The 13,611-nt window shown below is 59.4% G+C and carries 11 protein-coding genes and 1 other RNA gene; 8 read left to right on the top strand and 4 right to left on the bottom strand.

All coding sequences use genetic code 11. From position 1 onward, the window contains the following. The first annotated feature begins 122 nt into the window (after nt 1-122). The 8 genes from CD58_RS03920 to CD58_RS03890 all read left to right on the top strand — a co-directional run bounded on the left by CD58_RS03920 (nt 123) and on the right by CD58_RS03890 (nt 10,098). The gene (locus tag CD58_RS03920) at nt 123-1,817 is read left to right on the top strand and encodes a lactate permease LctP family transporter (protein WP_025211769.1); all 1,695 of its coding nucleotides are present in this window, start codon (nt 123-125) and stop codon (nt 1,815-1,817) included. A gap of 150 nt (nt 1,818-1,967) precedes the next feature. After that, complete coding sequence (locus CD58_RS03915) at nt 1,968-2,792, top strand: (Fe-S)-binding protein (protein ID WP_025211768.1); 825 nt, start codon at nt 1,968-1,970, stop codon at nt 2,790-2,792. After that, a complete protein-coding gene (locus tag CD58_RS03910) occupies nt 2,789-4,246 on the top strand; it encodes a LutB/LldF family L-lactate oxidation iron-sulfur protein (protein WP_025211767.1) in 1,458 nt (485 codons plus the stop codon). Before CD58_RS03915 ends, CD58_RS03910 begins: the two co-directional genes overlap by 4 nt. Continuing rightward, nucleotides 4,243-4,914 (top strand): LutC/YkgG family protein, encoded by a 672-nt coding sequence (locus tag CD58_RS03905; protein ID WP_025211766.1) that lies wholly within the window; start codon nt 4,243-4,245, stop codon nt 4,912-4,914. Before CD58_RS03910 ends, CD58_RS03905 begins: the two co-directional genes overlap by 4 nt. Beyond that, nucleotides 4,911-7,778 (top strand): FAD-binding and (Fe-S)-binding domain-containing protein, encoded by a 2,868-nt coding sequence (locus CD58_RS03900; protein ID WP_025211765.1) that lies wholly within the window; start codon nt 4,911-4,913, stop codon nt 7,776-7,778. Before CD58_RS03905 ends, CD58_RS03900 begins: the two co-directional genes overlap by 4 nt. A gap of 97 nt (nt 7,779-7,875) precedes the next feature. Next, nucleotides 7,876-8,166: a hypothetical protein gene (locus CD58_RS03895; protein WP_025211764.1), complete on the top strand. Its 291-nt coding sequence runs from the start codon at nt 7,876-7,878 to the stop codon at nt 8,164-8,166. Nucleotides 8,167-8,261: 95 nt separating this feature from the next. Then, nucleotides 8,262-8,655: a transfer-messenger RNA gene (gene ssrA, locus CD58_RS28970) on the top strand. A gap of 186 nt (nt 8,656-8,841) precedes the next feature. Beyond that, on the top strand, nt 8,842-10,098 hold the full coding sequence (locus CD58_RS03890) for an integrase domain-containing protein (RefSeq protein WP_025211763.1): 1,257 nt from the start codon (nt 8,842-8,844) through the stop codon (nt 10,096-10,098). A 166-nt stretch (nt 10,099-10,264) separates the two neighbouring features. On the opposite strand, the gene CD58_RS03885 is transcribed toward CD58_RS03890, so the two are convergent. Genes CD58_RS03885 through CD58_RS03870 form a run of 4 tightly spaced genes read right to left on the bottom strand, consistent with a single transcriptional unit; the run spans nt 10,265 to nt 13,241 of the window. Further along, complete coding sequence (locus CD58_RS03885) at nt 10,265-10,534, bottom strand: hypothetical protein (RefSeq protein WP_025211762.1); 270 nt, start codon at nt 10,532-10,534, stop codon at nt 10,265-10,267. Continuing rightward, entirely contained in the window at nt 10,531-11,511 is a 981-nt protein-coding gene (locus tag CD58_RS03880; protein ID WP_025211761.1) for an integrase domain-containing protein, read from the bottom strand. Before CD58_RS03880 ends, CD58_RS03885 begins: the two co-directional genes overlap by 4 nt. Further along, the gene (locus CD58_RS03875) at nt 11,495-11,848 is read right to left on the bottom strand and encodes a hypothetical protein (protein WP_025211760.1); all 354 of its coding nucleotides are present in this window, start codon (nt 11,846-11,848) and stop codon (nt 11,495-11,497) included. Before CD58_RS03875 ends, CD58_RS03880 begins: the two co-directional genes overlap by 17 nt. Next, entirely contained in the window at nt 11,835-13,241 is a 1,407-nt protein-coding gene (locus CD58_RS03870; protein ID WP_025211759.1) for a YfjI family protein, read from the bottom strand. The genes CD58_RS03875 and CD58_RS03870 overlap by 14 nt, the downstream gene beginning before the upstream one ends. Between the last annotated feature and the right edge of the window lie 370 nt (nt 13,242-13,611).

The following is a 13,611-nucleotide window of genomic DNA, read 5'->3' as shown; positions in this document are numbered from 1 at the left end:
GCAAATTGACACACGACAACCAACGCTTTTACCCTAGCCAACAGCGATTGTAAATTGGTATTACCAATTAGCCAAAACCGCTGATCAGTGCCTGACCAACAACAATTAGGGGCCCACCCATTATGCAAACCTGGCAACAGCTCTACAGCCCGCTCGGCAGCCTCGGCTTGTCCGCACTTGCGGCCGTCATTCCCATCGTATTTTTCTTCCTGGCCCTGGCGGTGTTTCGCCTCAAGGGGCACGTGGCCGGCAGCATCACCCTGGCGCTGGCGATTGTCGTGGCGATCTTCGCCTTCCAGATGCCGGCAGACATGGCGTTCGCCGCCGCCGGCTATGGCTTTGCGTACGGCCTGTGGCCCATCGCCTGGATCATCGTCGCCGCGGTGTTCCTGTACAAACTGACGGTCAAGAGCGGCCAGTTCGAAGTGATCCGCAGCTCGGTGCTGTCGATTACCGATGACCAGCGCCTGCAAGTGCTGCTGATCGGCTTTTGCTTCGGTGCCTTTCTGGAAGGTGCCGCCGGCTTCGGTGCGCCAGTGGCGATCACTGCCGCGTTGCTGGTTGGCCTGGGCTTCAACCCCCTGTACGCCGCAGGCCTGTGCCTGATCGCCAACACCGCCCCGGTGGCGTTCGGCGCGTTGGGCATTCCGATTATCGTGGCCGGCCAGGTCACCGGGATCGATGCGTTCAAGATCGGCGCCATGACCGGTCGCCAGTTGCCACTGCTGTCGCTGTTCGTGCCGTTCTGGCTGGTGTTCATGATGGACGGCCTGCGCGGCGTGCGGGAAACCTGGCCGGCGGCCCTAGTGGCAGGCTTGAGCTTCGCCATCACTCAGTATTTCACCTCCAACTTCATCGGCCCGGAACTGCCGGACATCACCTCGGCCCTGGCCAGCCTGATCTCTCTCACGCTGTTTCTGAAAATCTGGCAGCCCAAGCGCACCGCCGGGGCGCAGATTGCCGGCGCCACCTCCAGCGCAGCCGTTACCGCCAGTGTCGGCGGTTTCGGCCAGCCGCGCAGCACCGTGGCGTCACCCTACAGCCTGGGGGAAATTATCAAGGCCTGGTCGCCGTTCTTGATCCTCACCGTGCTGGTGACGATCTGGACCCTGAAGCCATTCAAGGCGATGTTCGCCGCGGGCGGTTCGATGTACGGCTGGGTATTCAACTTCGCCATCCCGCACCTGGATCAGATGGTGATCAAGGTCGCGCCCATCGTGATCAACCCCACCGCCATTCCGGCCGTGTTCAAGCTTGATCCGGTTTCCGCCACCGGCACGGCGATTTTCTTCTCCGCATTGATCTCGATGCTGGTGCTGAAAATCAACGTCAAGACTGGTCTTACCACTTTCAAAGAGACACTTTTCGAACTGCGCTGGCCGATCCTGTCCATCGGCATGGTGCTCGCGTTCGCCTTCGTCACCAACTATTCGGGCATGTCGTCGACCATGGCCCTGGTATTGGCCGGCACGGGCGCAGCGTTCCCGTTCTTCTCGCCGTTCCTGGGTTGGCTGGGCGTGTTCCTGACCGGTTCCGATACGTCGTCCAACGCGCTGTTCAGCTCGCTGCAAGCCACCACCGCGCACCAGATCGGCGTCAACGACACCTTGCTGGTAGCGGCGAACACCAGCGGCGGCGTGACCGGCAAGATGATTTCGCCACAATCGATCGCGGTGGCCTGCGCGGCAACCGGGCTGGTGGGCAAGGAATCGGATCTGTTCCGTTTCACCCTCAAACACAGCCTATTCTTTGCAACGATCGTTGGCTTGATCACGTTGGCCCAGGCCTACTGGTTAACCGGCATGCTGGTGCACTGAGTACGACAGACAACATTGAAAAAACCGACGCCGAACCCGATTCGGCGTCTGCTATTGATCACCGGGTCTGCAAGGCTGCTGAAAGATTTCCTGTCTATATTTCAGCAGCCTCAGCGGACGGATAACCGGGACCACCCGGAGACACGCCTGATGAGCGAGCTTTTTTACAACGCCGTGCCGAACGCGACCCGTGTCGCCCCGCCATTGCCCGAACCTCGGCAGTACCCCAGCGAAAAACCGCCACGGGTCTACCTGTTCGGCACCTGCGTGGTGGACCTGTTCTATCCCGAGGCCGGGATGGATGCGATTCATCTGCTGGAGCGCGAAGGGATCCGGGTGGAGTACCCGCAAGGGCAAAGTTGCTGCGGCCAACCGGCCTACACCTCGGGCTATACCGAGCAGGCGCGGACGGTGGCACGGGCGCAACTGGCCTTGTTTGCCGAAGACTATCCGGTGGTGGTGCCCTCGGGCTCCTGCGCCGGCATGCTGCGCGAGCACTACGCCGACCTGTTCAAGGACGAGCCCGACACGCTCAAGCAAGTCCAGGCCCTGGCGGCCCGGACCTATGAATTGGCCGAATTTCTGCTGTTTGTCAGCAAGGTGCAGCTTCACGACAGCGGCGCGCCGGTGAAAATTGCGTTGCACACGTCCTGCTCGGCACGACGTGAAATGAACACCCACTTGCATGGCCGTGCGTTGTTGGCGCAGCTGCGCAATGTGGAGCGCGTCGAACACGGCCATGAAAGTGAATGCTGTGGCTTTGGTGGGACGTTCAGCGTGCGCATGCCGGATATTTCCGGCGCGATGGTGGCCGACAAGACCCGAGCGCTGAAGGAGTCCGGTGCACATAAAGTCGTCAGCGCCGATTGTGGTTGCCTGATGAACATCAATGGCGCACTGGAGAAGCAGCAGGAGGCGCTACGGGGCCAGCATCTGGCGAGCTTCCTCTGGCAGCGTACCGGAGGTGTGGCATGAGCACGCCGACGCTGATCCCGACTGTTGAGGTGCAAGAGGATTTTCGCGCCCGGGCCCACAAGGCCCTGGACGACACGCAACTGCGAAACAACTTTCGCAGCGCGATGGATTCACTGATGACCAAGCGGGCAGCGTCGTTCAGCGATGCCCACGAAAGAGAACACCTGCGAGTGCTGGGCAACGCCGTCCGCGCCCGTGCGTTATCCAAGCTGCCCGACCTGCTCGAGCAACTTGAAACCAACCTGACCCGCAACGGTGTGAACGTGCACTGGGCGGAGACGGTGGACGAAGCCAATGGCATCGTCCTCTCGATCATCCGCGCTCACGAGGCGCGGCAAGTGATCAAGGGCAAATCGATGGTCAGCGAAGAGATGGAGATGAACCACTTCCTCGAGGCCCGGGACATTGAATGTCTTGAGTCCGACATGGGGGAGTACATCGTCCAGCTCGATCACGAGAAGCCTTCACACATCATTATGCCGGCGATCCACAAGAACGCCGGTCAGGTCGCGTCCTTGTTCCACGACAAACTCGGCGTGGAGTACACCAAGGACGTTGACCAACTCATTCAGATCGGTCGCAAGGTATTGCGGCAGAAATTCTTCGAGGCCGACATCGGCGTCTCGGGCGTCAACTTCGCTGTCGCCGAAACCGGCACGCTGCTGCTGGTGGAAAACGAAGGTAACGGCCGGATGTCCACCACGGTACCGCCGGTGCACATCGCCGTGACCGGCATCGAAAAAGTGGTGGAGAACCTGCGCGACGTCGTGCCGCTGCTCTCCCTGCTGACCCGCTCGGCCCTCGGCCAGCCGATCACCACCTACGTCAACATGATCTCCGGCCCGCGCAAGGCTGACGAACTGGATGGCCCCGAGGAAGTCCACCTGGTGCTGCTGGACAACGGCCGCAGCCAAGCGTTTGCCGACAGTGAACTGCGCCAGACCCTGAACTGCATCCGCTGCGGCGCCTGTATGAATCATTGCCCGGTCTATACCCGAATCGGTGGTCATGCCTACGGTGAGGTTTACCCAGGGCCTATCGGAAAAATCATCACCCCACACATGGTCGGCCTGGCCAAGGTGCCGGACCACCCGAGCGCGTCTTCGTTGTGCGGCGCCTGCGGTGAAGTGTGCCCGGTGAAGATTCCGATCCCCGCGCTGCTGCGGCGGCTGCGAGAAGAGAACGTCAAGGCGCCGGACAGCCCGAACCCAGTGATGCGCGGCCAGGGCAGCAAATACTCGCCCAAGGAACGCTTCATCTGGAATGCCTGGGCCTGGCTCAACAGCTCACCGCGGCTATATCGGCTGTTCGGCTTCCTCGCCACGCGCCTGCGCGCCCTGGTGCCTGACAATGTCGGCCCATGGACCCAGAACCACAGCGCCCCGAAACCCGCCGCCCGCTCATTGCATGACCTGGCCCGCGAACACCTGAACCAGCAGGGAGACCGCCGATGAGCGCCAAGGAAAATATCCTCGCCAAGCTGCGCAAAAGTCTGACGGGCGCCACACCCGTTGCCGACAATTTCGATGTCGAACTGGTGACCCAAACCTACCGCTACGCGCCGGAGGAACGCATTCCCCAGTTGCGCAAGCTGATGGAAGCGGTGCACACCGAAATCCACCTGACCTCCGAGGAAGGTTGGCCAGCCCTGCTCGCGCAATTGCTGCGCGACCGTCAGCTACCGAGCCTGCTCATCGCCCCGGCCACGCCCCATGGGCAAAGAATCACACAGTTCTGGGCGAACAATCCGGACCTGCCGACCCTCAAGGCCTATGACCGTCCGATAGAGGAATGGAAAGCCGAACTGTTCAACGACACGCCTGCCAGCCTGACCGCGACCCTCGGTGCCATCGCCGCGACCGGTAGCCTGATTCTCTGGCCGACGCGGGAAGAACCGCGACTGATGAGCCTGGTGCCGCCGGTGCATTTCGCCCTGCTCAAAGCCAGCGAGATCCGCGACAACTTCTATGAAGTGCAACAGGAATTCAAATGGGCCCAAGGCATGCCTACCAACGCCCTACTGGTGTCGGGCCCCTCGAAAACCGCCGACATCGAGCAAGTCCTGGCCTACGGCGCCCACGGCCCGAAGGATCTGGTGGTTTTGATTCTGGAGGACCAATGACCCTTCCGGCCTCTTTCCTGCGCGATGTACAACAACTGATCCCGCACAAGCGTCGTTTCGACGATCCGTTGTCGACCTTGGCCTTCGGCACCGACGCCAGTTTCTACCGGCTGATTCCGAAGCTGGTGGTGCGGGTCGAAACCGAAGACGAAGTGGTCGCACTGCTGCAATTAGCCCAGCGCGACCAGGTGCCTGTCACCTTCCGCGCCGCCGGCACCAGCCTGTCCGGGCAAGCCATCAGCGACTCGGTGCTGATGGTGCTGGGGGATAACTGGAACGGTCGCGAGATTCGCGAGCAAGGCACGCAGATTCGTTTGCAACCCGGCGTGATCGGCGCCCAGGCCAACGCCTGGCTGGCACCGTTCGGACGCAAGATCGGCCCTGATCCGGCGTCGATCAACGCCTGCAAGATCGGCGGCATCGTCGCCAACAACGCCAGCGGCATGTGCTGCGGCACGGCGCAGAACACCTATCACACCCTGGCTGGCATCCGTCTGGTACTGGCCGATGGCACCCGTCTCGACACCGAAGACGACACCAGCGTGGCGGCTTTTCGTACAAGCCATGGCGAACTGCTGGAACGCCTGGCGACCCTGGGTCGCGAAACCCGCGCCAACACCGAACTCGCCGCACGAATTCGCCACAAATATCGCCTGAAAAATACCACCGGTTTGTCACTCAATGCCCTGGTGGATTTCGACGAGCCTGTGGATATCTTGAGCCACCTGCTGGTGGGCTCCGAAGGCACTCTCGGCTTCATCAGCGCGGTGACCTACAACACGGTCATCGACCATCCCAACAAGGCGTCGGCACTGATCGTCTTCCCGGACGTGGAAACCTGCTGCAACGCCGTCACCGTGCTGAAAAGCCAACCGGTATCGGCCGTGGAGTTGTTGGACCGCCGCAGCCTGCGTTCGGTGCAGGACAAACCGGGCATGCCGGATTTCGTACAGCACCTGTCGATCAATGCCTGCGCCCTGCTGATCGAATCCCGCGCCGCATCTTCGTCTTTGCTACAGGAGCAACTGACCCGGATCATGGCCTCCCTGGCCGGGTTCCCGGTGGAAAAACAGGTCGATTTTACCGAAGACCCAAGGGAAAACGCCCGGCTCTGGGCCATCCGCAAAGACACCTTTCCGGCGGTAGGCGCAGTCCGCAAAACCGGGACCACGGTGATCATCGAAGACGTGACCTTTCCGGTGGAGCAACTCGCCGCTGGCGTGAATCGCCTGATCGAACTGTTCGACAAACATCACTACGACGAAGCGATCCTTTTCGGACACGCACTGGAAGGTAATCTGCACTTCGTCTTCACCCAAGGCTTCAATAGCCCTGAAGAAGTCGCACGCTACCAGGCGTTCATGGATGACGTGGCGCAGTTGGTGGCGGTAGAGTTCGGCGGTTCGCTGAAAGCCGAACACGGCACTGGCCGCAACATGGCGCCGTTCGTCGAACTGGAATGGGGCAGCGATGCCTATCAACTGATGTGGCAGCTCAAGCGCTTGCTCGATCCCAACGGCATTCTCAACCCGGACGTGGTGCTCAGCGAAGATCCGCAGATCCACCTCAAACACCTCAAACCGCTGCCGGCCGCCGATGAGATTGTGGACAAGTGCATTGAGTGCGGTTTCTGCGAGCCGGTGTGCCCGTCCAAAGACCTGACCTTGAGCCCGCGCCAACGCATCGTGATCTGGCGGGATATCCAGGCGAAGAAACGCGCCGGCACGGACACCACCGAACTGGAACGTGCCTACCAATACCAAGGCATCGACACCTGCGCCGCGACGGGCCTGTGCGCGCAACGCTGTCCGGTAGGCATCAATACCGGCGAACTGGTGAAAAAGCTTCGCAGCCGTGAAGCCACGAAGACGAAAACCTCCAACTGGATTGAAGGAAATTTCGCCACCACGCTGCAAGGCGCTCGCTTTGCCCTGCACGTCGCCAACGGTGCGCGCATGCTGCTGGGGGCTCCGCGCCTGGCGAAACTGTCGGCATCGCTGACGCGGCTGTCCAAGGGCCAGGTTCCGCAGTGGACCAGCGCCATGCCCCAGCCAGAAAAAGCCATCCGTTTCAGTCCCGCCGCACCGGACGAACGCCCGCGAGTGGTGTACCTGGCGGCCTGCGTGTCACGAGTCATGGGCCCGGCGGCCGGGGATAAAGAGCAGATGTCGCTGTACGAAAAAACTCAGCAATTGCTGGAAAAGGCCGGCTATCAGGTCATCTTTCCCGACAACGTGGACAGCCTCTGCTGCGGCCAGCCTTTTGCGTCCAAAGGCTACGTCGAACAAGCCGAGCACAAACGCCAGGAACTGATCGGCGCACTGCTGCATGCCAGTCGCGGCGGGCTTGATCCGATCTATTGCGACACCAGCCCCTGCACTTTGCGCCTGGTCCAAGACCTGGGGAATGTTCGACTGGACCTGTACGATCCGGTGCGCTTCATCCGTACGCATTTGATGGAACGTCTTGAGTTCACCCCACAAGATGAACCGATTGCGGTGCACGTCACCTGCAGCACTCAGCATCTGGGCGAAAGCCAGGCACTGATCGACCTGGCGCGCAAATGCAGCAAACAGGTGGTGATTCCGGAAGGTATTCATTGCTGTGGTTTTGCTGGCGACAAGGGTTTCACCACGCCGGAGCTCAACGCCCACTCGCTGCGAACCCTCAAGGATGCGGTTCAGTATTGCAGCGAAGGGATTTCCACCAGCCGCACGTGCGAGATTGGTCTGACGCAGCACGGTGCAATCGACTATCACGGGCTGGTCTACCTCATCGATCGGGTCACGCGGCCCAAACCTGCGAATCGTGAGGGCTTTCCCACAGGGATCGAAGAAAAATCGAATTCCTGCGTTCCGTTGTAGTCACTTGAATAGGCCCAACCCCGTTGGGCCCCCTTTAGACTCGGGCTCGACCGTGATCCACCGGCAGCACCGAGACCAAACGTTCAAGGAGATACACATGAAGCACATAGCATTTGCTGGCTTGTTCATTTCCGCTGCACTGTTGGCCTCTCCGGTGTTCGCAAACAGCCAAGCGGACCTCTGCCAGGTGAATTTGCAGAAGATCAAGGATGCCCAAGTCAGCACCGAGGAAATGAGCAGTGCTCTGAAGGCCGATATTGATGCCACCGTTGGACAGGCCAAGGCTGAACAGTCCAAAGGCACCGAGGATGGCACCAAAAGATGCATCTCGCTGACCACCCAGGCCATTCAGAAATTGCAGAACAACACGAAAGGTGATCCGCAATAATTCGCGCCCGGCCAACCTTCGGGTTGGCCTCAGTCGCGTATTGGCGTACACTGCAAATGCCTGCCGCTTCAGAAGATCCACGAAGCGACAGGCTCGGGGCCGTTTAGGATTCGACGCCGGTTGCGAAACTTTAGGTGCATGCCGAGTTGGTAACAGAACTCGTAAATCCACTGTTGCAACTTCTTATAGTTGCCAATGACGAAACCTACGGGGAATACGCTCTCGCTGCGTAAGCAGCCTTAGCCCTTCCCTTCTGGTACCTTCGGGTCCAGCAATCATCAGGGGATGTCTGTAAACCCAAAGTGATTGTCATATAGAACAGAATCGCCGTGCAGTACGTTGTGGACGAAGCGGCTAAAACTTACACAACTCGCCCAAAGCACCCTGCCCGTCGGGTCGCTGAGGGTTAACTTAATAGACACGGCTACGCATGTAGTACCGACAGCGGAGTACTGGCGGACGGGGGTTCAAATCCCCCCGGCTCCACCACTTCATCATCTAAAGACGTCCACGGACGTCTTTTTTTGTGCCTAAAATCAAGTAAATACATGGCTTTCAGCGCTTATGGGGGCTTTACAGGGTTTCTGAGTTCCAGGCGTTTTGGTATCCCAGGTGGTATCCCGGACTGCCAAATGCTATTTTCAGGATACCAAAACGGTGCTGGAGGTAGCCCCCATGCCTACTAACGCAACCCGCCTCTCCGATCGCCAGCTCAAGGCAGTCAAGGCAACTGGTAAAGACTTCGTCCTCAGCGACGGCGATGGCTTACAGCTTCGAGTACGCGCGAGCGGCTCAATGATGTGGAATTTCAATTACCGCGAGCCCCTGACCAGAAGCCGTATCAATATGGCGCTTGGTCCATACCCCGACCTTTCGCTAGCCAACGCCCGGAAGAAAGCCGCAGAGGCGCGTGAGCTGCTCGCTTTGGGCACTGATCCCAAAACCCAGCGTGATGAAGTAAGGCAAGCCAAACTTGCTGAGACTGAACACACTTTCGAGAAAGTAGCCACCGCCTGGTTCGAGCTGAAGAAAGACTCCGTAACCAAAGCCTACGCCGAAGACATTTGGAGATCGCTGACACTCCATGTTTTCCCAAGCATGAAAACAACGCCGCTCTCTCAAATCACCGCTCCGATGGTTATCAAGATCCTTCGCCCAATCGAGGCCAAAGGGAGCCTCGAAACCGTGAAAAGATTGAGTCAACGACTCAACGAGATCATGACCTATGGGGTCAACTCCGGGCTGATATTTGCGAACCCCCTCAATGGAATTCGGGCGGTGTTCAAGAAACCCAAGAAAGAGAACATGGCTGCGCTACCACCTGAGGAGCTTCCCGAGCTCATGATGGAAATCGCGAACGCCAGCATCAAGCGCACGACCCGCTGCCTGATCGAATGGCAGTTGCACACGATGACCCGCCCTGCCGAAGCAGCCACCACACGATGGGCAGATATCGACTTCGACAAGTGCATTTGGACCATTCCGCCAGAGCGCATGAAAAAGCGTCGGCCGCACACAATCCCTCTTACCGATCAGGCACTGTCGTTACTGGAGACGCTCAAGCAACTCAGTGGTAACAGAGAGTACGTGTTCCCCTCAGATAGAAATCCCCGCACCCATGCCAATAGCCAGACCGCCAACATGGCGTTGAAGCGCATGGGCTTTCAGGACCGTCTAGTCAGCCACGGCTTGCGCTCGATGGCGAGCACCATCCTGAATGAGCATGGCTGGGATCCGGAACTGATCGAGGTCGCGCTGGCGCATGTCGACAAGGACGAAGTTCGTAGCGCCTACAACAGGACGGACTACATCGAACGCCGGCGTCCGATGATGGCTTGGTGGAGTGAACATATCCAGAAGGCGGCCACCGGCAGCCTGTCGGCATCGGCCATCAATCAAACCAGGGACCGCAATGTCGTACCAATTCGCTGAGCATCCAAAAAGTACGCGACACCGGCTACGATCCGTGTCGTGTAGCAGGGCGAAAGGAGTGACGACGGTCGCTAGATCTCTGGTATGCCTGCGCCTCTTCAGCCAAGCCCCTGAGTATGGGAAGGCTCCGCATTCCCATACTCAGGAGCTCACGTTTAAAGGTCTATCAGGCAACCACGACTTTTGCCTTTCTGCGGCGGATCAACCCTGCTGTTAAGTCGTAGTAGTAGACGGTAGCTGGAGCTGAGCAACGCAGGTAGTGCTTCAGAAACCATCTCACGTGCTTTTCTCTCCAGGACCAGGGAGTCGCGCAACCCCAGCGCTCACGAATCACCTCGTGCATCCTTTCTGCTTGCCTGATGTGCCGCTGCCGCGTGGCATGTGCACCTTTGAGCACGGGGCGCAGAAACAACGCTATGTCGAACTCGGCCATCATCGCCGACCTCCGATGTAGGCACTCACCACATCGATGCGGTTATGTCCCAATTCGTGGCTGATCTTCTGTCGTGCACGCTGATCAAGCTCTCGATCTTCTCGATGAACACGACCGCCATTGACGGGTGTATTCAAGCCAGTCAGTTGCTCATAACGCTCACAGGCGTAAGCCGCCCGCAGCTCATGAAAGCCTTTCAATCCATGCTCATGCAAGATGTCCCGTGCCGGTCGCACAACTGATTGCATAAACTCTTTGTAGCTCTCGTTGGGGGCCAACAGGTTCCGACTGCGACTGGGTGAAGCCTCCCAGGCCCTATCCAAGGCGCCACGGATTTGATCAGTGATCGCTATCCAACGCGGTGCTGACGCGCCTGATCGACCGCCTTTGGTGCCGTCCTGAATGTTGATCTTGCCCAGTTGCCCGGCCTCACGTTGCAGTCGGGGCAGGTCCGCCAAGATCGCTTCACGCAGGCGCATACCAGTCTCCCGGCCCAGATGCACAATTGCGGCCACTCGCTGCTGACCTCGCTCTGACAGTGCGCGTGCGATCAACTCGATCTGAGCACGATCTTGGCCTTGCGGGGCCTCCCCGCGCACGCTTGAGCGTTGCAAACCCAGCGCCTTGCTCGGACTGGGGATTTTGACGTACTGATCACCGCGCAGCGCAGCCATCGTTCGGTTCACTGTGGACAGTCGGTTCTGCGCGGTGGCGATGCCGACGTTACCCTGATCAACCTGCTCCCGCACATAAGTGGCGTACCGCATGAGGATTTCACGATCGATCTGTCGCGCGTCATTCAGCCTCGGCCCTTCATCGGATCGACACCAATTTACGAAGGCCTGCCAGCGATCGCTATGGGCTTTGACGGTAGCAAAATGGCCATCGCCAAATAGATCTTTCAGTGCTTGCGGTCCGGCATAACTGAGCTGGCGACCAAAACCAAAATTACGCCCCGCTCGCTTACCGACCCGAGTCATTTTCCTGCTCCTGATCGACCGCCGCGAGATCATGCAAAAGGGCTCTCCAGTGCACACTCACGATAGCGAACTGGGCCCAATCAGTCGGGCGAAAACACAGCGTGTTGTCGGTGACGTAAAGATGCGCGCCTTCCTCTTTCAACCACTGAAGGATGGCTGTCGGCGAGGTGATAGCTTTACGGAAGGTGGCGACATCGGCGACACCGGCGACAACCCTTGCCTTGTCTGGTTTTGAGCGTGGCGACAAAGTGGCGACACTCGCGGCGACAAACCGCACTTTCGGTTCATTTTGGCGCTGAGCCAGATGGTTGCGCAGCGCTTCATCAAGATTGAACATGGCGCACCTCGAAGGTGTGACCGTCGGTGATCAGCCACTGATGTTCAAGCAACTCGACCAGCAGCTTGGCGGCATGGCGACTGCTCTTCCGGGCAAAGCGGGGACCATTGCGATTCAGCTCCCGAATACTGAAGCGCTTCCAATCTTTGATCTGCAGCCAGCGCAGCAGCCGGTCAGCCTCCTCCTTAATTCGACACACTGGCTCCTGCTCAGTCAGACGCTGGATCTCGGTGAGGTAGTAGCCAACTAAGGCCGAGGCCCGCTGGATATGGTCGACCTCCACGACGCTGCTCTCCTCCACAACTGCAAGAATGCCGGCGACGCGCAGCAGGTTATCGGCAGACTTCGATCCGCTGGGCCGTACGCTGGCCAGCTCGCCAAACTCACCCAGCTGAGCTTCGATGGCATCATGCAAATCAATCCAGCGACGGCGGGCTAACGGACTGAGGGTCAGCGGTGATAGCTGCAGGGCACCGTCAGGGGTAAGTGACCAGGGCAGATGAAACAGCGCCGAAAGGCGGTGGTGATAGCGCTTTAGGGCAGCGTCTTGGGATAAGTCGACAGCTTGGTAGCTGCGTTGTCCGGCCAGGCTGGTGGGCCAGGTCATCAAACAACGACCGAGGATGCCTTGCCCCTGCAGCAACGGGTCACTGAGTAACTGCATGGCCAAGTACGGTTGCAGCATGAGGTGCAGGCTCAAGCGTCGGTCATAAGCCCGAAAGCTTTCGCCTACCATGGAGCGAGCGCGATCAATCGGGCTACCGTCCCAGAGTGACGACAAGGTCGTGACCGCTTTCAAACGATTATCCCGACTCATGGTGCTGCTGCCGAGGAACTGTCCGCCTTCGTCACAGAACAGGCCCATGCTAGGCAAGTCATGACAGAGCCCTTTGATCAGGGCTTCGATAGTCGGGTCTGTGGTGATCAACCGGGGTGCCGAGGGCTCCGCTTCGAGCGGCAGGCTGTTTGCGGAGTCGGGATCGGCGGGGTTGATACGCTGCGCCTGTCGCTGTGCGGCACGGTACCGGGAGAGTTGTTCGCGGTAGCGCTGCCACTGCTCACGCTCCCATTCTCGTGCAGGCAGCAATGCACATCGATCTGCCGCCGTTTTACGATCCCCAGACGCGGCCACGGTGATCAAGTACAGCGACAGGGGATAATTTCTCCCGTCGAGCTGTAAGCCCGCATGACCTTGGGTCGCCAGCGCCGAGGCAGCCAACACCGATTGCGCGGCCAGCGCCTGGGGCACGCCGATGACCTCGGCCATGCGCTCCACCGCAGGCCCCAGAATCCCACCCAGTGCCTGCACCGGATAAGGCTGGGCCACGGGATTCGACTCAATCAGCGGTCGAGGCGGTCGCGGTAGTTCAAGCTTCGGATCTAACTGCTGCATGGGCCCTCTCCTCGTTCATTGCTGGTTATCCTCACGTAGCCCCGCCACGGCTGTTGAGTGTTATCAGGGATCAAGGCCCCTGCGGCCTGTGAGGCGTTCACTGACGCGGAACGAACGGCTCCTTACGACCGGGAGCAAGGGTATGACCCCATGAATCTGGCCTCCTTAGACGCATCCGAAGATGCGGGCGGGTGGAGGCTGTGCCGACTGACGAGTTCGGCACCTGGAGATCCTGAGCAGGAAAAGGCAACGACATGGACACCTTGGGCATGCCTGACTGTCAGTCAGGTGCAGCCTTTTCAAAGGCTGCGGCAACCGGTGCCTGTGTCGATGCGGATGGCGACGAATCGGATTTGTCAGGCCGATTGTC

The organism is Pseudomonas brassicacearum (assembly GCF_000585995.1).
GTDB classification, from domain to species: domain Bacteria; phylum Pseudomonadota; class Gammaproteobacteria; order Pseudomonadales; family Pseudomonadaceae; genus Aquipseudomonas; species Aquipseudomonas brassicacearum_A.
The sequence above is the reverse complement of the archived record's forward strand: the minus strand, read 5'-3'. Positions and strand labels throughout refer to the sequence as shown.

Excerpts from the sequence above, each read along its gene's own strand:
- CD58_RS03890 (WP_025211763.1), top strand. The coding sequence starts at position 8,842 with ATGCCTACTAACGCAACCCGCCTCTCCGATCGCCAGCTCAAGGCAGTC.
- CD58_RS03915 (WP_025211768.1), top strand. The coding sequence starts at position 1,968 with ATGAGCGAGCTTTTTTACAACGCCGTGCCGAACGCGACCCGTGTCGCC.
- CD58_RS03910 (WP_025211767.1), top strand. The coding sequence starts at position 2,789 with ATGAGCACGCCGACGCTGATCCCGACTGTTGAGGTGCAAGAGGATTTT.
- CD58_RS03870 (WP_025211759.1), bottom strand. The coding sequence starts at position 13,241 with ATGCAGCAGTTAGATCCGAAGCTTGAACTACCGCGACCGCCTCGACCG.
- CD58_RS03920 (WP_025211769.1), top strand. The coding sequence starts at position 123 with ATGCAAACCTGGCAACAGCTCTACAGCCCGCTCGGCAGCCTCGGCTTG.
- CD58_RS03880 (WP_025211761.1), bottom strand. The coding sequence starts at position 11,511 with ATGACTCGGGTCGGTAAGCGAGCGGGGCGTAATTTTGGTTTTGGTCGC.
- CD58_RS03875 (WP_025211760.1), bottom strand. The coding sequence starts at position 11,848 with ATGTTCAATCTTGATGAAGCGCTGCGCAACCATCTGGCTCAGCGCCAA.
- CD58_RS03900 (WP_025211765.1), top strand. The coding sequence starts at position 4,911 with ATGACCCTTCCGGCCTCTTTCCTGCGCGATGTACAACAACTGATCCCG.
- CD58_RS03905 (WP_025211766.1), top strand. The coding sequence starts at position 4,243 with ATGAGCGCCAAGGAAAATATCCTCGCCAAGCTGCGCAAAAGTCTGACG.
- CD58_RS03895 (WP_025211764.1), top strand. The coding sequence starts at position 7,876 with ATGAAGCACATAGCATTTGCTGGCTTGTTCATTTCCGCTGCACTGTTG.
- CD58_RS03885 (WP_025211762.1), bottom strand. The coding sequence starts at position 10,534 with ATGATGGCCGAGTTCGACATAGCGTTGTTTCTGCGCCCCGTGCTCAAA.